Source organism: Microcoleus sp. Z1_B2 (assembly GCF_036700325.1).
GTDB lineage: Bacteria > Cyanobacteriota > Cyanobacteriia > Cyanobacteriales > Microcoleaceae > Microcoleus.
The window spans coordinates 67,102-90,213 of sequence record NZ_JAUBOQ010000010.1; the positions used below are offsets into that span (position 1 = coordinate 67,102).

Here is a 23,112-nt window from a genome sequence, read left to right on the forward strand (position 1 = left end):
TGGCGTCGGTGTTGGTGTTGGCGAGGTTGGCGTCGGTGTTGGTGTTGGCGAGGTTGGCGTCGGTGTTGGTGTTGGCGAGGTTGGCGTCGGTGTTGGTGTTGGCGTCGGTGTAATTGACGGTGTTGGTGTCGGTGTAATTGAAGGTGTTGGTGTTGGTGTGGGCGTTGGTGTTGGCGTCGGTGTAATTGACGGTGTTGGTGTTGGTGTTGGCGATGTTGGTGTGGGCGTTGGTGTTGGCGTGTCATTATCGGTAATGGCGACAGTGACAGGCCCGATCGCAATTCCGCTATATTTAACGTCGGTACTTGTTGCGGCGTGATTGATTGTGCCAGTGTGAGTACCTTCTACAACTGTGTCATCCGTCGCAATCACAGTTATAGTTTGGGCAATATTCCAATTAGTAGCGTCGAAGCTAATAGGGGCGATCGCACTTATTTGATTCCCCCCGTCAAAGCTGACTGTTACGGGCGCGGTTGGCTGCGAATTTAGCTGAAGTGTATAACTTCCCGTTGCACCGCCTTCTGCTGCTGTGGTACTGGCGGGATTAACGGTAACACCGACTGTATCGCTGTCGATGTTAGTAACGCTGACATCGGAGAGATTGAAATTGTTGTAATTGCTGTCTGTACTAACAGCCAAAGCAGTGACAATATTGTAAGCAATATCGCCGTCAGCGATATTGTCGCCAACACCTGTCACCGTTACCGTCTGCGCCTGATTCCAGTTATTAGGAGTGAAACTTAAGCTATTAGTAGAAACTGTTCCTTCTGCAGGATTGGAACTACTTAAAGCTATGGTAACAGGTGCCGTAGGTTGACTGTTGAGGACAACACTGAAATTAGCCGTACCTCCCGCTTCTGTTGTAGTTAATCCGGCTGTGGGATTAACGGTAATGCCGGGAGTTTCGTTGTCGCTATTCGTAACGCTGACATCTACAGGATTGAAATTGCTGTAACTGCTGTCTGTACTAACAGCCAAAGCAGTGACAATATTGTAAGTTTGATTGCCGTCAGCAATATTGTCGTCAACGCCAGTAATAGTTACAGTTTGCGGCGCACTCCAATTGGCGGGAGTGAATGTCAGCGAGGGTGTAGAAACTATTCCCTCGGTAACATTGGAACTGCTTAAGCCAACAGTCACGTTAGCAGTTGGTTGAGAGTTGAGTTGGACAGTAAATGTTGCTGTTCCTCCTGCTTCTGTTGTCGTTAATCCGCTATTGGGATTAACTAAAATTCCAGCAGTGTCGTCATTAGTAATAGTAGTTGTAGCAGTAGCAGTTGTAATTGTTGGAGTCGGGCCTGGTGCGATCGGATTTGATAAGGTGACAGTAATAGTTTCATCCGGTTCGATCGCACTGTCGCCCAAAACGTCCAAAGTAATCGTTTTCGATGTCTCGCCCGCAGCAAAATTAACCGTACCATTAACGTTAGTTGCTCCGGAAGTGCCGCCGATATTGTTGTAATCGCTGCCGTTTGTAGCAGTTCCGGCGATCGCATAATTGACGCTGCTGGCTGCACCGATACCGCCACTGCGAGTAACGGTAAAAGTAACGGATACAGTTCCCGTATTGCCTTCAGCTACCGCAGCCACAGCGGCGGCAATAGCATAAGAAATAGTGCCGTTACTGGGAATAGTTAGGGTCGCTTGATTTGTCGTACCTGCAATGCCACCTGCGATCGTACCCAAGTTGAGAATGACTGTTTCTGCATTCTCAGCGATATTGTCAGGTTTAATAGTGACTGCAATATTTTGTTCTGTACTTGTTCCGCCTGCGGGGAATGTAATTGAGGTAGGGGAAATGGTGTAGTCTGAATTTTGGGTAGCGGTGCTGTTGGGGTCGATGATAATTGGTACAATGACATCAGCAAAAGGAGTGCCGCCGCTGATAGTAACGGGGATATTAACGACTGTATCTGCATCCCCTTCAGTCCCGCTGAAAGTAGCTGCACCAAAATTGATTGTGTTCTGTGAATTTAAGAGAACTGAAACATTATTAGAACCTCTGTTAGCAACTGCGAGATCGAGTCTGTCGTCCGCATTAAAATTTGCGATCGCAATAGAACTCGGATTTGTTCCAACGCTAAAGTTGGTCGCACTGCTAAAACCGCCAGTTCCATTTCCCGCCAAAATTGAAACGTTATTAGAACCGCTGTTGCTAACCGCTAAATCTCGTCTGTTGTCGCCATTAAAATCGCCAATCTTAATCGCACTTGGGTTTAAACCAACATTAATATTGGTCGGAATTGCAAAACTGCCATTTCCTGTTCCAAATAAAATTGAGATGCTGTTAGAACCGCTGTTGGCGACTGCGATATCGAGAAAATTGTCGCCGTTCAAATCTCCAACTGCGATCGCACTCGGACTTTGACCGACATTAATATTAGTCGGATTGCCAAAACTACCTTGACCATTTGCCGATAATATGGTAATATTATTAGAATTTTGGTTGGCGACGGCGAGATCGAGAAAATTGTCGCCGTTCAAATCTCCCGCAGCGATCGCGCTGGGACTTTGCCCAACATTCACAGTAACAGGAGTGGAAAAACCGCCTTGTCCCGTTCCCAAATAAATGCCAACATTGCCTTCAGGTACAAAACCATTGCCACTGGATTGAGTAATGGCAATATCGAGTAAATCATCAGCATTAAAATTGCCGACAGCGATCGCGCTAGGATTTTCGAGGGCATCCAAAAAGCCCGGACTGTTAAAGTTGCCATTACCCGATCCTAAAAAGATATAAATGCTGTTAAATTCCGCACCTTGGGCGGAAGTTATCGCTAAGTCGGAAAAGTTATCGCCGTTAAAATTGCCAACTGCGATCGCGGTAGGCCGCAATACCGAAGTCAAATCAGTTCCAGCGTTAAATCCTCCTTGACCGTTTCCCAGTAAAATAGAAACCCTATTCGTGGTGGGGTTAGCAACAGCTAAATCTAAGATGCCATCGTTATTGAAATTGCCAGTCGCAACAAAGGATGGACTGGTTCCCGCATTAAAGTTACCACCAGAACTAAACGTATTGAGAACGTGGCCGTAAGCTGCGATCGCTTCTGGCACAAATGCAATGGCAGCTTTAATTGTCCCCGCTGTTACTGTTAATTTCCAATCGCCACCTTTTGCCGCACAACCTGTTAAATTATTAGAAGCGGCAACATTTGCTCCTGTTAGTTGACTCAGATTTTTGACAAATTCTTTACCTATATTTCCTTTGGCAACATTGCACCCGTAGAGCAAAATTTCGGCATTTGGTGTCAGCCCGCCCGCCCATTTCTTAACTATTTTGAAAAAATTGTCGGCGCTATCTATCAAATTTTGCCAACTCAATTCCACGTTCCCCAGTTGCAAACAACCGGGATTTCCGTGGGCAATAATGTGAATTACTGAAAATTTATTTCCCTGCAAAACTTCGGCAATTTGTTCGATGCCGTTGCGGTTAGTTTCTAATTTAATTACTTCGGTTTCAGGGATAATGCCGTCGATTAATGTTTGACAGTCGGGGACGGCAGAATCGATAAATGCGATCGCTTTTGAGGAAGGTTGAGTCATTGACTTTAGGGAAACAGTCGTTGGGGCGATCCCTAAGTCTGGGATGTTTAAGTCTGGAATGTTATCGTTATTACAGTTTTCGGCAGTGAAGGATTGGGGACTTGTGCCGGCCGGAAAGTTGGTACCGGTACTGAAAGTAGACATGATTAATTTACCTAGCTGATACTTCTGGTTTATCTGATGCCAGCAAGTCTACAAAAGCACCACCTCTGCTGTATTGTAAATACTTGCGGAAAACTTGCGAAAAATATAATTTTCTTGCGGAATTTATCCCTATTTGATGAAGAATTGTAACAGCGCCGACGGGCTAGGATTTTTATACGACAAAACTTACGCCTAAATACCAAAGAAACCGGGTTTTGTACCAAAATACACAGGTTTCCCGATCGGGAAAACAACCCGGTTTCTGAATCCCCGCAAGCCCTAGGCAAAAATACTTGGCAACTACAAACTGCTTTTAATGTGACTGAGGCTTGAGTTTTGTTAAAGCCGATCGCGATATTTCTTAGGAGTCACACCGACAATTTTGCAGAATGTCTTGCTAAAGTGACTTTGGTCGTGAAATCCCACTTGCTGGGAGATATATTTTATTGATAACTTCGGCTTTTTCAACAACTGTTTTGCTTTTTCAATTCGGCAGTGGGTCACGTACTGATGGGGGGTGAATCCAGTCGATTGTTTAAACATACGGCTGAAATGATAAGAACTAATGTTCACTAAATTAGCAAGTTCACTTAAGTGCAAATCTCGGTTTATGAATTCATTAATGTAGTGAATAACTAGCTGCAATTGGCCGGGATCAAGACCGCCTCCAACCTCTCGCCGGTTAGGTTTTTTCGCGCCATATCGGTGCAGTATGTGCAGTGAAAGCGCGTTTTTCAGTGCATCGACATAAAGAGTACCGTTTAATCCGCCTGATTCTAGTTCGGTTTTGAGAGCCCAGGCAATTCCGTGAACCAACGGATCGCGGGTTTGCCATTGCGGTATAATTTCAATGGAATTTGAATTGATCGATTCGCCAACTGTATTGTCGAAGTCGGTAGGTTCAAGAGCGATCGCCATAAATTCATAGTCTCCGGTTGCAACTGACTGGAAATAAGTACCAGCAGCAGCGATGAACATCTGCCCGCTTTGCCACGATTCGCTACCGCAGTTTTTCCCGTTCACTGTTCCTTTTAGTGTTGCTGAATTGAGCATCAAGCCAACCGTGTGCTGTTCGAGACAGTGTTCGGGACATTCGTTTGGTGGCTGACAGTGATATTCGACATGAATTCCTTGCCACTTTGCGCCGTGACTCGACAGGATTGCGGGGCGCGGGAGAATCACTTTCATCGCGTCTGTCTTGGCAAAATCAAGAATTAATGGTTTCTGTGGGGACATAGCTGGCACCGACTGGACGAGTTGCTATTTTGTAGTTGACAACTCCTCGCCGTTCTACGGCGAGGATTCTTCTAAACATCCGAGTGCCTTCGGGACTGACCGTCGGGAAACAAATCTGAGTTAAATCTGCAACAGCGTTCCCAGCGTACAAACCTAAAATACTTGACACTCCCCGCGCTTGCATCCACGGTGATTCTTAAGGCATTTCGGCCCTAATATCCTTGTTGCCAAGGTTCCCAAACTCACCACGTTTGCTCTTTGAGCGTGATGATATTTTTTGGGCGTTTAGGTGACAAACACCAAGTTTCGCGGAGTCCCCACGTACTATTTCCAAGGCTCGATCTCTGATGGTTTTTGCTGCACCAATATCAGCGTGTTCGTGATACCCACATTCAACACAGATGAATTTTTCACCCTCTCTATTGGATTTGTCAATGTGTCCACAACTTCTGCATTCAGTGCTGGAGTATTTGGGGCTAACTTTAATTACGACCTTGCCTTGCTTTGCAGCTAAATACTCGATCTTCAGAATCAAATTACCCCAACCCGCATCAGATATAGCACGGTTCAATCCTTTCTTTCTTGATTGTCCATTTTTAAGAAACCTCCCTGTTTTTTCATCAGTTTTTACTTTACATCGACGCATCATTCCAGTAATATTCAAATCTTCTAAAGCGATTGCGTCAATATTGCGAGACACAATTTTATTCGCAACTTTCCATTGGTGTGCTTGACGTTTGTTACTAATTATTTTATGAAAACGCCCTACTTTTTTAATTGCCTTGTGGCGGTTTTTACTTCCCTTAGCTTTGCGGCTAACCCGTCTCTGTCTGATTTTCAGAGTCCGCTTAGTTTTTTTAGCTGTGGAAAATTTAGGGTTTTCAATCTGATACCCGTCAGACAAATGAACCAATTTAGTAATTCCTAAATCGCATCCTATTATCTTGGTCACTTGTTCGAGAGGTCTAGCCCTGTATTCAGGAACGGATTTATCTTCTATCCTGAGAGAAATATGCCAACCATCTTGACGCTTTCTAACGGTGCAAGCCTTAATGCTAAACCCCTTGGGAATTGGACGCGAGTTATAAAATCGCATCCAACCTAATTTAGGAAGATAGATTTTATTTTCTTGTATTTTTACACCCATTACGCAGGTAAAAGATGTAAAATTACTTCGGTTTTTGAATTTAGGAAAGCCCCTACCTTCAAAGAAATTCTTGTAAGCAGTGTCTAGGCGTTTAACATTCTGCTGTAGAACTGTTGAGTCTACTCCACTGTACCAAGGTCTAGCATTTTTCAGTTGTGGTAGCGCTGTAATCTGAATGTCCGTCGCACTTCGACGGGGATTTTTAGTGTGGCCATCCTTATCAAATCTAGAATCTTTCCAAGGATTCCCAGTTGCACCGTTCTTGCTGACAAAACAAGTTAGCGGTGAAGCTTCGCCACGAGTTGTAATGTTGCAGTAACTACCTTGGATGAATTGTTGATTATATTGGACAATTCTGTCATTCAGACACCAGTTGTAGTGGCTTCTAAGCATATCTACCCAAGCTGACATTTTTGAGGCTTGGCTTTGATTGGGACGCAGCTTGTAAGCAAAGTTGGTCAACAATTGCAGTTCACCTCTTGTCTTTGTCTTGCGTTTAATCTACAGTAGGCGTAAACAAAAGTCAATGAATATGGCTAAATTTTCTCCTGATGAGTACAGACATGAGAGCAACGCCGTCTCTCTACTAAACTATCACTTGGTTTTCATTCCCAAAAAACGAAAAAAGTGTTGACTGGTTCAATTGCTGAGCGACTGCAACAGATTATTTGCGATGTCTGCAATGAAAACCGATGGTGCATCATCACGATGAAGATTAGGCCGGATCACGTTCATCTGTTTATCAATGCTAAGCCAATAGATGACCGGGCTACAATTATCAGGAAGATTAAGGGAAGAGCGTCAATCGATTTTAGATTTTAGATTTTAGATTTTAGAGGCGACCCCACGGATAAATACGTTCGGCAAGTTTCATCTGATACAGGTTTTTTATTTCTGGACGGATGAATCACGTGGCGGGTATCCTGGATGCGGGAATTGTCACATCATTTGAGAAAGGAGTTTCCTGAACTCCTTAAATTGCCTACTTTGTGGACACCTACCTATTTTGTTTCGACTGCTGGGAATATTGGCACGGAAACCGTTAAACCCTACATTGAGGCACAAAGAGATTAGGCAGGATAAATCCTGCAAAACCCTTTCATCCCTGGACTAAAGTCACAGGGTTTTCAGGGTATGTTTTATAAAATGTAATACTTACTGGTATTTTACAGAAAAATCATGCACAGACGAGTTTCCCAGATTGCTATTGTACTTTGCCTCCAAGTCGTCCTAGTTCTAGGTGGGTGGGCGCAGCCTGCGGCGGCGCTGACTCCAGAACAGCAGCTATTGAGCGAAGCTTGGCGAATTGTCAATCGCTCTTATGTGGACGACAGCTTTAACTCTCAAAACTGGTGGTCGATTCGCCAAAAAGCTGTCAAGCAACCGCTTAACGACAGACAGCAGACTTACACGGCGATTCAGGGGATGCTGGCGAATCTCGATGACCCGTTCACTCGACTGCTGAAACCCGAACAGTACCGCAGCTTGCAGGTCAACACTTCGGGAGAATTGACCGGTGTGGGGCTGCAAATTGCGATCGACCCCCAGACAAATACCCTGACAGTGGTGGCTCCTTTGGCCGGCTCACCGGCGGATAAAGCTGGTATCCAACCCCTCGATCGCATTCTGAAAATTGATGGCACTCCCACCTCAGAATTGAGCCTAGACGAGGCTGCAACTCGAATGCGCGGCCGCATCGGCACTCCCGTTACCCTCACCTTGGGGCGCGAGGGAAGGGACGCTGCTGAGGACATTGAGCTAGTGCGCGATCGCATTGCTCTGAATCCGGTTTACGCGGAATTGCAGTCGGGGTCGGAAAATTTGCCGGTGGGCTACATTCGCTTGAGTCAATTTAGCGCTAACGCTACTGAGGAAGTCGCTCACGCCATCGACCGCTTGGAAAAACAAGGAGCCGCCGCCTACATTCTCGATCTGCGGAACAATCCGGGCGGACTGTTGCAAGCAGGGATTGAAATTGCCCGCTTGTGGCTCGATTCCGGGACGATCGTCTACACGGTGAACAGACAAGGCATTCTCGGCAGTTTTGAAGCGTCTGGAGAAGCCCTAACTAACGATCCGCTGATTGTTTTGGTGAACAAGGGAACTGCCAGTGCTAGCGAAATTTTGGCGGGTGCGCTGCAAGATAACGGCAGAGCTCAACTGGTAGGAGAAAAGACTTTTGGCAAAGGGCTGATTCAGTCGCTGTTTGATTTGTCTGACGGTTCCGGGTTGGCTGTGACTGTTGCTAAGTACGAGACGCCTAACCATAAAGATATTAACAAGCTGGGGATTTCGCCCGATCGCGTAGTACCTTTGGAACCCATCGCGCGCGATCAGATTGGCACCGCAGCAGACTTGCAATATCAAGCTGCACTGCAACTACTGAAAGAAAAAACCGTGCTGGCCAAGTCAGTATAAGCCGGAGTTTGCAGTTTTGAGCTTGCAGCAGGTGACAATACGCAGGTCTGTCTGTCTCTGCGTTTGCTTCGCCACGACAGACAAGAATGATCTAAAAAATTTTTTACTTAGGAATGAGAATTAAATAACTTCCACTCTTGAAAGTGGGATGGGCTCTTATAGCCCGTCATGAGTGGACGGGCGGGACGCCCATCCCACAATAACAATTAAAATTGTAAGTTATTTAATTCGCGATCCTTAAAAGTGATATCACGTCCGACATATTCATCTGTAATTGTTCGCTGTGCGAACCAATGACATACAAGAATGATGCACATCGGACGTGATATCAAAACCCAAAACAGCCGTTCCCTTAAGGTTGGGGGGTTGATTCCTCGGCTTCGGGTACATTGGGTTCTTGCAAAATCACCGGACGCTGCTGCGGGTCAGCTTGGTTGCTTTGCTCTTGCATCACAGTTTTAGCAAGACTAGGGTCAAAGTAGCGGTTAAAATCCGATCGCGAGCGATCGACTCGCCCTTGGGTAAGATTGACTTCTGCTTGGATTTCGTGCAATTTTTCTTGCACCGCCCGGTAGTGAGGCCAAAGCTGAAGCAAAGCAGAAGTGGCACAGACTGAAAGTACCATGTTGACTGCCAACTTGACCCCTGTTTCGGCCGCGAGGGTTTGGTGAGGGTAGGAACGCTGGCGGCTGCTGCGACGAGGAGTAACCCGAGGGGATTTTTTTACGGGACGCAGTGGGGTAACGGGGGGTTGAATCGCTTGCATAATTTTTTTTCAAATACCTGAGACTGACGTTTTAGAGTTCAACAGAGCAAATTCTGAGCTTAACGCACACTCGCCGCTGTTTGTCAGGGTGCTGACAGCCAAAATTGTTGAGACAAAGGTGACGCCTGAAGACGGAATTTCCCCATAAAAATGCCTGCCCTTGCAGTCTCGTCTTGCTGAACACAAACAATCTACTGCACTGGGGCAGCAATTGTCTGTATCTGTAATGCGAGAGATTTAACTGCTCAGGCAGGCGTTTTGCGGTTCGCAACTGTTGTCTGGAAACTATTTGTACAGTTCAGTTGACAGCCGGAAAGCCAAGATTCCGGGAATCAAAGCAATTACGAGCGCTACGTAGACTTGGGTATCTGTTAAAGACATATTCGCAAAACTCCTTTTCGCGGGGACGAGCTTTCACCAATTTGAGACAAATTGGCGCTTTTGGGAATCATTTGTTACAACTTGCAACACAAATGGTGCGTCCGGGGAGGAGTGGGGCAGTAGCGCAGTGGCGCAGTGGCGGAGTTTTTGAGTGTCGGAGGGGGAGAATTTTGGTGTTGGATAATTGCGGGATGATTTTGATTGTTTTGTGGGATGGGCCCATGAGCCCGAAGGCGTGTATTTTCGCAGCAGGCGGAACGCCTAACCCACAAGAAGCCTCCTCAAGTTGTGCAACGCCAGAATTTTTCCTTGTTTCCTGGGACTGCTTCCTTCGGAGGTTGTTGGGACGATCGCCTCCCACAGAATTACCGCGTTAGGTTAAGATTTAAGTGAAGGTGAAACTAATGTTAGACAGAGCGGGTAATTTGCGCTGCGCTCGACCCTTGCCAATCTTAGGTGCACAAAATAGTTAATGATAGATCAATTTCTCGACGCTACACCCAATTTTGGAGTTGACGGCTTTTTCTTATTGTTGGTTTTGGTGGCTTTGGAGGCTGTACTTTCGGCTGACAACGCGATCGCCCTGGCCTCTATTTCTAAAGGTTTAGAAGATGCCAAGGATCAGCAAAAAGCTCTCAACTTGGGTTTGATAATTGCTTTTGTACTGCGGATCGCCCTAATTTTAACTGCTACTTGGGTGATCCAATACTGGCAGTTTGAACTGCTTGGTGCTCTCTACCTGCTGTGGCTTGTTTTCCAACATTTTACTTCAGAGACAGACTCCGAAGGAGAACATCACGGGCCCAGATTTGCGACTGTGTGGCAAGCAATTCCCATGATTGCTTTTACGGATTTAGCGTTTTCTTTGGATAGCGTGACTACTGCGATCGCTGTTTCTGACGACACTTTTATCGTCGTAACAGGCGCTACTATTGGAATTATTGCCCTGCGATTCATGGCAGGGTTGTTCATCCGCTGGCTGGATGAGTTCGTTCACCTAGAAAGTGCTGGTTACATTACAGTTGGGTTCGTGGGAATGCGATTGTTGGTGAAAGTAATTAATCCCGATTTAGTTCCGCCGCAATGGCTGCTAGTTTCCAGTATCGTCTTGATGTTTGTCTGGGGATTTTCTAAGCGTACTCCTGAGCCAGTCGAGATTGCAAAATCTCTAGAAATGGCTCTGAATCAGCCGGATTCAGAAGTTGCTGTGCCAGAATCGCAAGGAAAAAAGTCCGAAATTTAAGATACTTTCATTTGAATAAAATTAGCTTAAATCTGTCAAACCAACCAGATTGAAGGCTGGTCAAAACGTGCAAAAGCTTTTCATCCCGGTGACTTTAGTCCGGGGATGAAAGGCTTTTATTTTGTAATATTGTTTCCTTCAGTAGCCGATCGAACTTATGGGAGTAAAATGGGGCCTATGGGAAGGCAGTTATCAAAATCAGACTCAGCAATGGTTAGAGTGGTGGGATAGCTAGGGGAATTCGTTGCTGACGGGGTTGGTGGCATATTGGCGATCGATCCGGATCTGATTTGATCCTTGGTGGTGGCTGTATTTTTTTAGGATAGGAAAAGAGGGCGATCGGTGGGAAGGAGTTGCGGGCGATCGCATTTCACCTGTCTGGAAAAAATGTAACCTTCCTGTTGAGTGGCTGCCAGAAAAATTCGCGATGCACCAGAAATCTGAGTCAATCCACTCCCACAGGGATGTGATACGTCAGTCACCTACAAGTTCATTAGGAATCAATACAGGATTACGGCTCTTCCGAATTCTCTCCGAGCCGCCAAGACTAAGATTTTGTTCCGCTTTAATAACCCTAAGCTGCGCCATTTTATGATGATATCGTCGAAACTTATCCTTTAACTCTTGATCAATCATAGTTGTTTGAAACTGGGCATCCTGGGACATTAACAACATTTCAGGTTTTATTTCAATATCATTAGCGCCAATAAAAGTGTTCACAAGAACCTGAAATGTCAAGGGCTTTTTATGGTCAAGATGGCTCTCATAAATAGCTACTTTATCACCAGTAATATCGCATTCAACTCTTCCATCCTGATCGGCAAACTTTTCAAAGAATATTTTTTTAGTTAGCCGAAGATCATCTTGAACAGCAGCACGGCAGGCTTCTAAAAAATCTTGATAAAGAGACTTTCCTTTAGCAGAAATCGCTGTGCGATAAGAAAAATCTGTTTTAGATCCATCTGTTCTTTCTATCCAAAAGCAACTTGTCGGCATATCTGTTCTATCTTTGTACAAACGTTTTACACCACATCCAATCTTTTTATCTGCTTCAGGATGGCGCTCCAGAAGAGCTAGTAACATATCGCGATCATCACCTGCTATGCTTTGACCATTTCGATAGCGCTCCAACATATTTCTGAAGTGTTCAATAGCATCTTTCTGGAATTTGAACTCTATTCCATTGAGAACAATTGGTTGCCTTGCCATTTAAACTCCCTACCAGTTTTATATGACGTATAACTTAAATTGTATCGCAGATGTGTTACCCTATATCATAATAAGCGATATCTGCAAGACATAGGAGTTCAAAAAGTCCCTGCTTATCTTTCCTAACCTCAATTCTCGAATGTCGAATGTCTAGACGCGATAATTTACACTTCTCTCTACGTCGCACCCTCGAAAAAGACGGGTGGACAATTACGGACGATCCTTTAGTCTTAGTGTTAGAACAGACACTTTTGAAAGCCGACTTAGGAGCAGAAAAGTTTTTTACTGCGGAAAAAGAAGGGCAGAAAATCGCTGTTGAAATCAAAGACTTCGATTCAGCCTCAGTCATCAGCGAACTGGAAAAAACGATGGGACAGCTTCAGCTTTACCAATGGGCATTGGAAGGCCAAGAACCGGAGCGTCAGTTGTTTTTAGCTGTGAGCCAAGCCATCTACATTAAACACTTTCAAAAACCGATTTTTCAGTTAGCCGTCCAGCGAAATAAAATCAACTTATTAGTTTACGAACCAAGTCAAGAGGTGATTCTCCAATGGATAACTCACTAAGCTATGCAGACATCCTCAAAAAAACCCTGCAAGAAGCAACTCGCACCCAACCCCGTTTACAAGCGATCCAGCTTTACCCCGTCTGTGATGTCGATTCGGGTCAGTTTCTGATTCTGGCTACAGGCTGGGATAAACAGCGCTGGATTGACACGATTCTGTTTCATGCTCGTTTAGTCGATAATCAAGTTGTAATTGAAGAGGATAACTTCGAGGAAGGTCTAAGCCAAGCGCTGATTGCAGCGGGTATAAAAGCAGAGGATATCGTGACTAGCCCCTTCCCTGACAACAGCGATAGAGAGAAAACCTATCAGAAAGTATAAGGAAGAAGGAAGAGGGGGAAACTCCGAGATGGGAAGAGGGAGAGGATTTTTCCCCTACTAGCAATTAGTCATTAGCTATGGCTTAGGCTTACCGACAAAGAAAGCTAAGGGAGAATTATCACCACAAGATAACCGAACTTTAGAACCAATGGGAAAAACATTCCCTGTGGTTGTGAGTGCATATAACTTTTCGCCAGAAGGTGTTTTTAAACAATAACGATTTTCTCTGCCTAAAAACTGACGATCGCAAACCACAACAGGCGAATCTTCATCTAAGTATAAACTCCAGTCTTCCTGCCGGATCATCAATTCTCCTTGAGTAGAAACATCACAGGGAACTTGTGAACATGAATCTCGTTTAACAGCAAAACAACCTACTTCTGTTTCCCAAAAATCCTGCTTCAGCGATGCAGACACAAAATTAGCTTGCGTCACAAACTCAGCCACAAATCTAGATGCTGGTTCTTGATAAACTTCCTCTGGAGTGCCAAACTGTTCTAATTGGCCTTGACGCATCACCGCTACCCAATCTGAAATCGAAAGTGCTTCTTCGCGATCGTGGGTGACAAATACACCAGAGGTTCCCGTTGCTTTGAGAATCTCGCGGACTTCCTGACGCAATCTTAACCGTACTTGTACATCTAAATTACTCAACGGTTCATCTAGTAAAATAATCGCAGGTCTAGGGGCTAAAGCACGGGCCAGGGCCACTCGCTGTTGCTGACCCCCCGATAATTCATGGGGATAACGATTTTCCAATCCTTCTAATCCCACCAGCGCTAATGCTTCGGTGACACCTTTCTGAATATTATGCTTTGACTCTTTTCCTTGATGTGTCAAGCCAAAAGCTACATTTTTCGCGACTGTCAAATGGGGGAAGAGTGCATAGTCTTGAAACACCATACCAATGTCTCGCTGTTCCGGCGCGACTGACATATTAACACTGGCTACAGTTTTCCCTGCTAGGGCGATCGTCCCTGCTTGTAGCTGTTCAAAACCCGCAATTAACCGCAGCAACGTTGTTTTCCCACAACCCGATGGCCCCAACAACCCCAGTATATCTCCCTGATGTAAGGTCAGGGTGACAGATGCCACCGCAGGTGATGCAGCTTGGGCATACTGTTTTGTTACACCATCCAAATGCAGAATTATCGGTCGAGCCATTATTGCTATAAATAATCAACAACTTACTATTCTACAATATACCAGTTTAGTGAGATTAATTATCATAAAGGCTTGACAAATGTTTACAACTACTGATAAACTAGCAGGCTAGACTTTTTACTAGCGATGAAAAATTCCCAAAAATCACTACAGCAAACAGGAATCAGGACAATCCAATGGCGATCGACCTTACGCGGTTTATCGGCGAGTGGGTGGACAGTTGCAATTATCGCTTTAGCATTGCCGATCGCCATACCAGTGATCAGTGTCTTATCCAGTATCTTTTTTGAAGCTAAAGATACATGGCAACATTTAACCGATACAGTTTTAACCCGTTATATCATCAACTCTTTTTGGTTAATGATCGGTGTAGGCTTGGGTGTTGTCGTGATTGGCGTAGGATGTGCGTGGCTAGTAACAATGTGTCGCTTTCGGGCCAGTCGCGTATTTGAATGGGCATTACTGTTACCCTTAGCTGCCCCAGCTTATGTCCTAGCTTATATTTATACAGACTTTTTAGAATTTTCCGGCCCAGTTCAAACTGCTTTGCGTTCTATTTTTGGCTGGAGTTATGGAGACTATTGGTTTCCTAACGTGCGATCGCTCCCTGGAGCCATCTTAATGCTAATCTTAGTTTTATATCCCTACGTCTACCTATTAACACGAGTTGCATTTTTGGAGCAATCAACTTGTACCCTAGAAGCTAGTAGAATACTGGGCTGTAGCCCTTGGCGGAGTTTTATGACAGTTGCCTTACCAATGGCAAGACCCGCAATTGTAGCAGGTTTAGCACTGGCTTTGATGGAAACTCTCAACGATTATGGTACTGTTCAGTATTTTGGAGTGGATACATTCACCACAGGTATTTATCGGACTTGGTTTGGCATGGGAGAACGAATTGCAGCCAATCAATTAGCGGCGATGCTATTATTATTTGTTCTGGGTTTAATATTACTAGAACGCTGGTCGCGGAGTCGGACTAAATATTATCAAGCTAGCAGCCGCTATCGCCAACTACAAACTTATCAACTTAAAGGAATTAGGGAAATCTTAGCGGTAACTGCTTGTTTGATGCCGCTGTTTTTGGGTTTTTTATTGCCAGGATGTCTTTTAGTAAAGTTGACCTTAGCTAATTGGCAACTCACCTTAGATGAACGCTTTTGGATATTTGCCCGTCATAGTTTAATTTTGGCAACACTGACAGCAATTTTAGCCGTAGTTATTGCCTTGATTATGGCTTATGGGTTACGGTTATATCCTAATTTAGGAGTGCAGTTAGGCACTAGAGTTGCGGCAATGGGCTATGCTGTACCTGGATCTGTGATTGCAGTTGGGATTATGGTTCCCATTGGAAAAATGGACAATCTATTTGATAGTTGGATGCGTGAAAACTTTGGAATTTCTACAGGCTTGTTGTTAAGTGGTACGATCGCAGCTTTGGTATTTGCTTATATAGTTCGCTTCCTTGCTGTTTCTTTAAATGCGGTGGAGTCAAGTTTGGGCAAAATCAAGCCTAATTTAGATGATGCGGCGAGAAGTTTGGGTTATAGCCCGATGCAAACTTTAGTTACAGTTCATACACCAATGATGACGGGAGGTTTACTAACTGCCATGATGTTAGTATTCGTTGATGTAATGAAAGAGTTACCTGCTACTATAATTATTAGACCTTTTAACTTTGATACCTTGGCTGTGCGAACTTATCAACTTGCCTCAGATGAGCGATTGGCTGAAGCTTCTGGCCCAGCATTGGCAATTGTTTTAGTGGGGATGTTACCGGTTATTTTATTAAGTTGGAAAATTGCGCGATCGCGCAAGTCTTCAACACAATAACCGCCAAATCTCTTCCCTGCTTGCACAGGTGATTGATTCTTTTAAAGCTATAGTCCGACAGGGGTTGAAACCCCAGTCTCATAGCTAAAGTCCGACAGGGGTTGAAACCCCTGTCTCATAGCGAAAGTCGTCTGAAGACGACTATACAGCTAGGATTTCAGTCGGTTTCAACCGACTTTAGCTATAAGAGGGGGAATTTATTCCCTGGCGGGTTTCAGGAGAATGTATCAACCCTTCTTCCATCTTCTTTTTACCTTTACAAATCAAGATGATTAATAAAAACTTAGCAATGTTTAACCGCACTACTGGCACAATTTCCTTGTTACTACTTACTATTTTTGTCACCTTTGGATGCCAAAAACAGGTGGCGGGTCCCCTCGAAACATTACAAAAAACTAAGCAATGTCCAGGATGTGACCTGACTGATACCAAATTAAGTGACATTGATTTAACAAGCGCTAATCTCAATGGTGCTAAGTTGGAAGGTGCTATGCTAGAAAATGTCAAACTTAATGAAGCCTTACTCGATAGCGTCAATCTCAAAGGTGCAAATTTAAAAGGTGCTTCTCTGGAAAAAGCAGGTTTATTTTCTGCCGATCTCACAAATGCTGATTTGAGTAATGCAAATCTCAAGGGGGCTTTTTTGCGAGGTGCAAAACTAAATAATGCCAATCTTAGTAATGCCGATTTAAGTGAAACTGACTTAAATAGTGCTGATTTGACTGGGGCAAACCTGAAAGGGGCAAACCTGAAAGGCGCTATCATGCCGGATGGTAAAATTAAAAATTAAAGTTGATGGGATTCGGCGGTTTCAACCGCCGAATCACAAAGAGTAGCTTCTTGTTCAAAAAGCCTCTATTTCCATCCGGCGCGATCGGCAACCTTTAAAGCTTCGGGGTTATTTTTCCCAAACACATCAGGGTTGAGAGGGTCAGATTTGAATGTACCAAAACTTGCCACTACAGGATCGATCGCCACACCTGAAATCACAGGGTATTCGTTATTACTCCTAGCAAAAAGCTGTTGCGCTTCGCGGCTGGCTAGGTGTTCCAAGAATTTGATCGCGCCTGCTTTGTTACGGGAGGTTTTGACTACACCGCCACCACTAATGTTGACGTGGGTACCGCGATCGCGTTGGTTGGGGAAAAATACACCTACTTTCGCCGCGATCGCTTTTTCTGCTGGATCTTTCGATTTCATTAAGCGAGCTACATAATAGGTATTAACAATGGCAAGATCGCCTACCCCATCAGCAACAGCCTTGATTTGTGCCGTATCATTTCCCTCTGGAGGACGCGCAAAATTAGCCACCAATCCTCGCGCCCAAGCTTCTGTTTTTTGAGCTCCATGAGCTGCTAACATAGCGCCAACCAGAGACTGATTATAGATATTAGTGGACGATCGCACTAAAACTTTGCCTTTCCACCGAGGTTCTGTCAGCGCCTCATAGGTTGACAATTGGGCAGGGTTCACCTTGCTTTTGTTGTAAACAATCACCCGTGCCCGGCGCGATAGACCAAACCAGAAACCTTGAGGATCTCGCAAACTTGCTGGAATTGCCGATGTCAGGACTGTTGAAGAAACAGGTTGCAGAATACCTGCTTGTTTTGCCCGCCACAAACGCCCACCATCCACCGTGATGAAAACATCAGCGGGGCTATTTGCGCCTTCACTTCTGATCCGTTCAATTAGTTGGTCAGCATCCGCCTCAACGAGGTTAACCTTGATCCCAGTTTTTTTGGTGAAGCTTTGGTACAACTCATTATCAGTATCGTAGTGACGTGCTGAATAAAGGTTGAGAGTGCCGGTTTGGGCTGCGACAGGGGCTTTTTTGGTTAGTTCCCCCACGGCCACGACAGCCATTGCTGTACCGCTGGCAAGAAAAATACGCCGAGAAATGCTCATTGTTCTATAATGATAGATTTTTTCATCTGGTAATTGACACGATGGTCTATCTACAGCCATCTATAGTCATTGCTTTACTATATTAATGCAAGTAATTCTTATTTGATGATCGAGAGCGTAACTATTTTATGGCTGACGCACTGCTGGTCAATCGATTTTAGATTTTAGATTTTAGATTTTAGAGGCGACCCCACGGATAAATGCTCTTTCTTGAGGATTTTCGATTTGAGATTGGGGATTGATTCCACGGATAAATCACGTGGCGGGTACCACATGAAGAAATTCGTGGTCAGAAATCCGGTCTCGACTTCGCTCAACCGGCAGTTTTTTTCCGAAAAGACTTGGTTATAAGCTGTCGGGCATCTTGCGTTGTATTTTTCGGGCGGGCGGGACGCTAGGGCCCCTACTCCCCACAACAATTTCATCTGAGATGTTGCACCATTCTCAATAAGCCTTTTATGAACAGGCTGGACGGCCTGTGAAGCGAGAAAACTCATTCTTTGTGGAACGGGCCCCAGAGCCCGTTCTTGACAATGGTGCAGCATCTGAGATCCTAAGCTGTCAGGCATTTAAATTGCATATTCAGGGCGGGCTAGACGGCCCACCCCACAAGACTTAGATTGTTTGTTGACATTCTATTTAAATGCTGAACAGCTTACGGATTATTTGTGTCTAATTAGCTCGTAAATTTCCACATAGTCTTTAGCTGGATATTTCCACGAATTGTCACAATTCATGCCTTGAAGCATGAGTTTTTCAAATTCATCATGATAGTCATACCACAATCCGATCGCCCGATCGAGCGCCGACTCCAAAGCGTAGTAGTCAGTTTGGTAAAATACGTAACCGTTGCGTTCTTCCGGTAGGTGGCGGGTGTCGTAATCTCGATCGAACACAGTATTCACCAAACCGCCAACTCCCCGCACCACAGGAACAGTGCCGTACCTCAACCCAATCATCTGAGTCAGCCCGCAGGGTTCGTAATTACTGGGAACCACAATCATATCCCCACCCGCGTAAATTAAGTGCGACAGTTCCTCATTAAAACCTAGTTCTAAATGGCAGTCTGGATTATCATTTAAAAACTGTCTTTCGTGCTGGAAATGATCGTTAATTCCCGCTTCCGTCGCGGAACCCAAAAGCACGAATTGCGCCCCCTTACTCAGAGAGTAATAAATTGCATGGTGGACGAGATGGACACCTTTTTGGTCGTCCAAACGACCGATAAAGGTAATAATAGGCTTGTCAGCATCGCGCAATAACAGCCGATCGCGCAAAGCTTTTTTAGTTTTGGCTTTTCCTGCCAAATCCTCCTGATTGTAGTGGTGCGGAATATAGCGATCGGTCTCAGGATTCCACACATCGTAATCAATGCCGTTGAGCACCCCGCGAAACTTCTCTTGATATAAATGCAATGTGTGCCCCAAACCGTAGCCACACTCGCCCATATGAGCTTCCCAAGCATGGTGGGGCGAAACCGTGGTGACAAAGTTCGAGTAAACAATGCCGCCTTTCATAAAGTTGATAGCAAAAGGGTTAAAGTTATCTCGGAGGCGATCGTAATCAAAATAATAATCCGGTCTGTGCAAACCCGTTGCTTCCAAAATATCGCCACCTCCCATGCCTTGATGTTTGAAATTGTGAATGGTATAGCAGACTCGCTGATATTCCATCCAATTGTATTTGTAAATTTCAAACAGCAAGACTGGAACCAAACCAGTTTGCCAATCGTGACAGTGAATCACATCGGGACGCTTGTTGCTTCTGAGCAAAAATTCCAACGCGGCTTTGCTGAAAAATGCAAACCGCATATTGTCGTCATTGCACCCGTAATAACAGCCGCGATTAAAAAAGTTATCTTGAGAGCGAGGTTCGATGAAAAAACACAACTGCCCGTGCACCCAGCCGCACAAGACATCACAGAGGATTTCGCCGCCGTACCAGGGCACAGCCAAATCCCGGTAGGCCTCGTGAAGTCCCCAAATGTGGTCGTACCTCATGCAGTCGTACTTCGGTAGAATAATCTCGACGCAGTGGCCGGAATTCTGCAACTCCCGACTCAAGCCGTAAACTACGTCGCCCAAACCCCCTGCTTTGATGACGGGGGCGCACTCCGAGGCAATTTGTACAATGTACATTTTTTTTCTCGCTCCTGGATGAATCAAAAAAATATTTTCTTAACATGACAAAGTATATGGTTTCTCGCCAAATAAGCAAGTAGGCCATTGGGAATACAGGGCGATCGGGCTCCCAGAAGCCGAATTTGCGGCGGTTGCGATCGGCGATATCGTTTCGGCATGGCTGCAACTCGATCGCAAATTCCGCAAAACATAACTCATCTTCTCGCATTTGTCAACTCAATCTTTTGAGTCAAATCGCCATTTGTCTCGTCTAGTTCCGAATAGCGATCGAATAACTCACTCAAAGCTTCTTCTCCAACAATTTCTCCATTACTGACAAACTTCTCTACCTCCACCGAACCATCACTCAAAAATTCTATTTCCCACCGTTCCCCAGGTACAGCTACAATTACCATCAGAGCTTCATCGCGATGATGCGCTAAACTGTAATCGATAGCCTGTTTTTGCAATTTTTGCAAAAATAATATTACTTGGTCAAATCCATTATTTTTCATCTATCAAATCTCCCATCGCTCAACAATTTGCGAACCATCTTAAAGCCGGGTATATTTTATTCAGCACCTCTTTCTATTTGCTCCCATATCATTTCGCTAAATTCTTCCCAACTTGGCGAATTTGCCGGAAGCTGTGCTTGTTTTATACTACCTTTTTTACCTTTGAGAATCTCAGACACTTTCATGCCTGCAAATTTGTGTGCGATCTTTCTTCCTCCTTATCTTACATAAATCCCACTCATCATTCTCATACCGATCGAAAAAAATGCAACAACTCAACCCAAACCCATAGCATCATTTTCACATATTAATAATTTACCTTTCCCCTGATAATACCAAACATAACCCTCTCCACCGCCTTTGCCAAAATGACCTAATTTTCGATAATCTTCTTCAATCCCCTTGGTAAATCCTTTCACCAAATCGCAATCAGCTATCAAAGTTTCACCTTGTTTGAGTTCGACAACCTTAGCCGGTGAATTTGTAGCAGCTACAACTATAGCTTTTTGCTCGCGCAAAGCTGTAACAGCAATTCTCCACCTACCGTCAATCGATTTTAGATTTTAGATTTTAGATTTTAGATTAAAGAATTGAAGCATTGACTTGCGCGAGATAAATTCGGCGGGCAAGTTTCATCGGATACAGGTTTTTTATTTCTGGACGGATGAATCACGTGGCGGGTATCCTGGATGCTTTCGGTCAATTTTCCAATACACCAATGCAGCGCACCTTTTTGAATTATTACTCCCGAATTATTCAAATTAATTTCCGCTTGCTGAACCAACGGAATATTCTTAGTGGGATGATAAAACTTCTTCGTTTCTGGATTGATATTATTTTGGATGTACCACAAATCCGTCGGTTCCAAAACCTTGATTTCGTATTTCATAATTTACCTCGCCTATTTACCTGAAATGTGTTAAACATTTTACCCAAGATAAGGAGCTGCCACGCTCCCGGACTTATCTTGTGAAATTTATCTTTGGCAGACATCCTCTGCTACTGTTAAAGTATCTAGCTATCTTAGCAATAGCAGACAGCGCCCCTCCACAATTGTTGAGAAAAATTTATGCCTGCGATCGCACAATCTCCCAATTTACCCATTTTACAAGAAATCAACTCAGGATTACCCAACATTTGCGGCTCCGAAGCAGAAATCAGTGCCGCAGCCAATAGCAACGAACCAATCTTTCTACCTACCACAAATCTGCGCCTGGAAAATATTCAAGCCGGATTCGCCTGCGCCCTGCATATGCACCAACCGACAATTCCTGCCGGTGCAAACGGCGAACTAATCTGCAATCTCCAGCATATGTTTGAACATCCCAACCAAGGAGACAATCACAACGCCGGAGTCTTTGCTTGGTGCTATTCTCGCATGGGAGAATTCATTCCCCAACTAATTGCTGAAGGTTGCAACCCGCGAATTATGCTCGACTATTCGGGCAACTTATTGTGGGGATTGCGCCAAATGGGACGCGACGATATCTTTGATAATCTCAAGCGGATTACCTGCGATCCTCAATATCAACCTCACGTAGAATGGCTGGGGACAATGTGGAGTCACGCCGTCATTCCCTCAACTCCAATCCCCGATATCAAGCTCCAAATTCAAGCATGGCAACATCATTTTGCGGCAATTTTTGGCATTGATGCTCTGAAGCGCGTCAAAGGTTTTTCGCCCCCAGAAATGCACTTTCCAAATCACCCTGATACACTTTACGAATACATCAAAGCTTTGAAAGAATGCGGCTATCGCTGGCTGATGGTGCAAGAACATTCTGTAGAAAATCCAGACGGTTCGGGATTGTCGCAAGACCAAAAATATATTCCCAACCGTTTGGTTGCACGCAATTCTCACGGCGAAAAAATCAGCATCACGGCTTTGATTAAAACTCAAGGTTCGGATACGAAATTGGTCGGTCAAATGCAGCCTTATTACGAAGCAAAAGGACGCAATAAACAGCAAATTGGCAATGTCACAGTTCCTTCTTTAGTCACTCAGATTGCTGACGGAGAAAATGGCGGCGTGATGATGAATGAATTTCCCAGCGCTTTTGTCAAAGCTTGGCACGAAAACCGCGAACAAGGGGGGGGAAAATCCGGTGTTGTTGGTTTAAACGGCACTGAATATTTGGAGATAATTGAAGCGGCGGGTGTTAATCCTGATGATTATCCGATTTGTCAAGGGGTTAACCAGCACAAAATCTGGCACCTAGTCGATGCTGATAGTGCAACGCCGGAAAAAGTGGAAAGTGCGATCGCCCAACTCAAGCAAACCGACCATAATTTTCACATGGATGGTGCTTCTTGGACAAACGATTTGAGTTGGGTGAAAGGCTACGAAAATGTCTTGGAACCGATGAATCTACTCAGCGCTGCATTTCACAAAAAATACGATCCGCTGGTGCAGCAAGATGCCACCGTTACTAAGCAGTTTGAATACCAGCAAGCTTTGCTTTACAATTTGTTGGTGCAAACAAGCTGTTTCCGCTATTGGGGACAGGGAACTTGGACTGATTACGCCCGCGAACTTTACAACCGCGGCGCTGCTTTAATGAAGTAGGAGAATTTATTGTAAGGTGCGTCAGAAACAAATTGT

At 44.7% G+C, this 23,112-nt stretch carries 22 protein-coding genes and 1 pseudogene; 8 read left to right on the forward strand and 15 right to left on the reverse strand.

The features are described from left to right. The 4 genes from QT984_RS07820 to QT984_RS07835 form a co-directional block, all read right to left on the reverse strand. Nucleotides 1-3,687, reverse strand: a 3,687-nt coding sequence (locus QT984_RS07820; protein ID WP_333373714.1) for a DUF4347 domain-containing protein, incomplete at its 3' end; no start/stop codon positions are given. 339 nt (nt 3,688-4,026) lie between these two features. After that, nucleotides 4,027-4,923 (reverse strand): AraC family transcriptional regulator, encoded by an 897-nt coding sequence (locus QT984_RS07825; protein WP_333051788.1) that lies wholly within the window; start codon nt 4,921-4,923, stop codon nt 4,027-4,029. Then, complete coding sequence (locus tag QT984_RS07830; protein WP_333051786.1) at nt 4,895-5,107, reverse strand: hypothetical protein; 213 nt, start codon at nt 5,105-5,107, stop codon at nt 4,895-4,897. Before QT984_RS07830 ends, QT984_RS07825 begins: the two co-directional genes overlap by 29 nt. A gap of 12 nt (nt 5,108-5,119) precedes the next feature. Beyond that, nucleotides 5,120-6,535, reverse strand: coding sequence for a transposase (locus tag QT984_RS07835; protein WP_333231243.1), 1,416 nt, complete (start codon nt 6,533-6,535; stop codon nt 5,120-5,122). A 150-nt stretch (nt 6,536-6,685) separates the two neighbouring features. Here QT984_RS07835 and QT984_RS07840 point away from each other — a divergent pair. Both QT984_RS07840 and ctpA read left to right on the forward strand, forming a co-directional pair. Further along, nucleotides 6,686-7,144, forward strand: a pseudogene (locus QT984_RS07840) (transposase); the annotation flags it as partial. A 105-nt stretch (nt 7,145-7,249) separates the two neighbouring features. Then, nucleotides 7,250-8,488 carry a carboxyl-terminal processing protease CtpA gene (ctpA, locus tag QT984_RS07845; protein WP_333209850.1) on the forward strand — a complete coding sequence of 413 codons (1,239 nt, stop codon included), beginning with the start codon at nt 7,250-7,252 and terminating at the stop codon, nt 8,486-8,488. 352 nt (nt 8,489-8,840) lie between these two features. Here the strand turns inward: ctpA and QT984_RS07850 are convergent, their stop codons facing one another. Next, nucleotides 8,841-9,254, reverse strand: coding sequence for a slr1601 family putative cell division protein (locus QT984_RS07850; RefSeq protein WP_333051777.1), 414 nt, complete (start codon nt 9,252-9,254; stop codon nt 8,841-8,843). Nucleotides 9,255-9,539: 285 nt separating this feature from the next. Then, entirely contained in the window at nt 9,540-9,635 is a 96-nt protein-coding gene (gene psaM, locus QT984_RS07855; RefSeq protein WP_015174804.1) for a photosystem I reaction center subunit XII, read from the reverse strand. Nucleotides 9,636-10,107: 472 nt separating this feature from the next. Here psaM and QT984_RS07860 point away from each other — a divergent pair, with 472 nt between their 5' ends. Beyond that, nucleotides 10,108-10,878, forward strand: a complete 771-nt coding sequence (locus QT984_RS07860) for a DUF475 domain-containing protein (RefSeq protein WP_333051774.1) — start codon at nt 10,108-10,110, stop codon at nt 10,876-10,878. A gap of 317 nt (nt 10,879-11,195) precedes the next feature. Here QT984_RS07860 and QT984_RS07870 read toward each other — a convergent pair whose 3' ends face one another. After that, nucleotides 11,196-11,360 (reverse strand): hypothetical protein, encoded by a 165-nt coding sequence (locus QT984_RS07870; RefSeq protein WP_333051772.1) that lies wholly within the window; start codon nt 11,358-11,360, stop codon nt 11,196-11,198. Next, entirely contained in the window at nt 11,353-12,087 is a 735-nt protein-coding gene (locus tag QT984_RS07875) for a DCL family protein (protein ID WP_333373717.1), read from the reverse strand. The genes QT984_RS07870 and QT984_RS07875 overlap by 8 nt, the downstream gene beginning before the upstream one ends. Nucleotides 12,088-12,233: 146 nt before the next feature. Between QT984_RS07875 and QT984_RS07880 the strand changes: the two genes are divergently transcribed. After that, a complete protein-coding gene (locus QT984_RS07880) occupies nt 12,234-12,653 on the forward strand; it encodes a XisH family protein (protein ID WP_333051766.1) in 420 nt (139 codons plus the stop codon). Continuing rightward, the gene (locus tag QT984_RS07885) at nt 12,638-12,973 is read left to right on the forward strand and encodes an element excision factor XisI family protein (RefSeq protein WP_333270221.1); all 336 of its coding nucleotides are present in this window, start codon (nt 12,638-12,640) and stop codon (nt 12,971-12,973) included. The genes QT984_RS07880 and QT984_RS07885 overlap by 16 nt, the downstream gene beginning before the upstream one ends. 75 nt (nt 12,974-13,048) lie before the next feature. On the opposite strand, the gene QT984_RS07890 is transcribed toward QT984_RS07885, so the two are convergent. Then, the gene (locus tag QT984_RS07890) at nt 13,049-14,137 is read right to left on the reverse strand and encodes an ABC transporter ATP-binding protein (RefSeq protein ID WP_333051761.1); all 1,089 of its coding nucleotides are present in this window, start codon (nt 14,135-14,137) and stop codon (nt 13,049-13,051) included. Nucleotides 14,138-14,263: 126 nt separating this feature from the next. Here QT984_RS07890 and QT984_RS07895 point away from each other — a divergent pair, with 126 nt between their 5' ends. Both QT984_RS07895 and QT984_RS07900 read left to right on the forward strand, forming a co-directional pair. Beyond that, on the forward strand, nt 14,264-15,970 hold the full coding sequence (locus QT984_RS07895; RefSeq protein ID WP_333261244.1) for an iron ABC transporter permease: 1,707 nt from the start codon (nt 14,264-14,266) through the stop codon (nt 15,968-15,970). A gap of 268 nt (nt 15,971-16,238) precedes the next feature. Then, on the forward strand, nt 16,239-16,760 hold the full coding sequence (locus tag QT984_RS07900) for a pentapeptide repeat-containing protein (RefSeq protein WP_333051754.1): 522 nt from the start codon (nt 16,239-16,241) through the stop codon (nt 16,758-16,760). A gap of 65 nt (nt 16,761-16,825) precedes the next feature. Here the strand turns inward: QT984_RS07900 and QT984_RS07905 are convergent, their stop codons facing one another. The 6 genes from QT984_RS07905 to QT984_RS07930 form a co-directional block, all read right to left on the reverse strand. After that, nucleotides 16,826-17,875, reverse strand: coding sequence for a Fe(3+) ABC transporter substrate-binding protein (locus QT984_RS07905; RefSeq protein ID WP_333051751.1), 1,050 nt, complete (start codon nt 17,873-17,875; stop codon nt 16,826-16,828). A gap of 662 nt (nt 17,876-18,537) precedes the next feature. Next, entirely contained in the window at nt 18,538-20,013 is a 1,476-nt protein-coding gene (glgA, locus tag QT984_RS07910; RefSeq protein ID WP_333051749.1) for a glycogen synthase GlgA, read from the reverse strand. Between the two features lie 197 nt (nt 20,014-20,210). Next, nucleotides 20,211-20,510 (reverse strand): hypothetical protein, encoded by a 300-nt coding sequence (locus tag QT984_RS07915; RefSeq protein WP_333051746.1) that lies wholly within the window; start codon nt 20,508-20,510, stop codon nt 20,211-20,213. A 56-nt stretch (nt 20,511-20,566) separates the two neighbouring features. Then, nucleotides 20,567-20,695, reverse strand: coding sequence for a hypothetical protein (locus QT984_RS07920; RefSeq protein WP_333051744.1), 129 nt, complete (start codon nt 20,693-20,695; stop codon nt 20,567-20,569). Nucleotides 20,696-20,785: 90 nt separating this feature from the next. Continuing rightward, complete coding sequence (locus tag QT984_RS07925) at nt 20,786-21,028, reverse strand: hypothetical protein (RefSeq protein WP_333373721.1); 243 nt, start codon at nt 21,026-21,028, stop codon at nt 20,786-20,788. A 59-nt stretch (nt 21,029-21,087) separates the two neighbouring features. Continuing rightward, entirely contained in the window at nt 21,088-21,399 is a 312-nt protein-coding gene (locus tag QT984_RS07930) for a hypothetical protein (protein WP_333261241.1), read from the reverse strand. Between the two features lie 180 nt (nt 21,400-21,579). Here QT984_RS07930 and QT984_RS07935 point away from each other — a divergent pair, with 180 nt between their 5' ends. Continuing rightward, a complete protein-coding gene (locus QT984_RS07935; protein ID WP_333339612.1) occupies nt 21,580-23,076 on the forward strand; it encodes a glycosyl hydrolase family 57 in 1,497 nt (498 codons plus the stop codon). Nucleotides 23,077-23,112 lie beyond the last annotated feature (36 nt).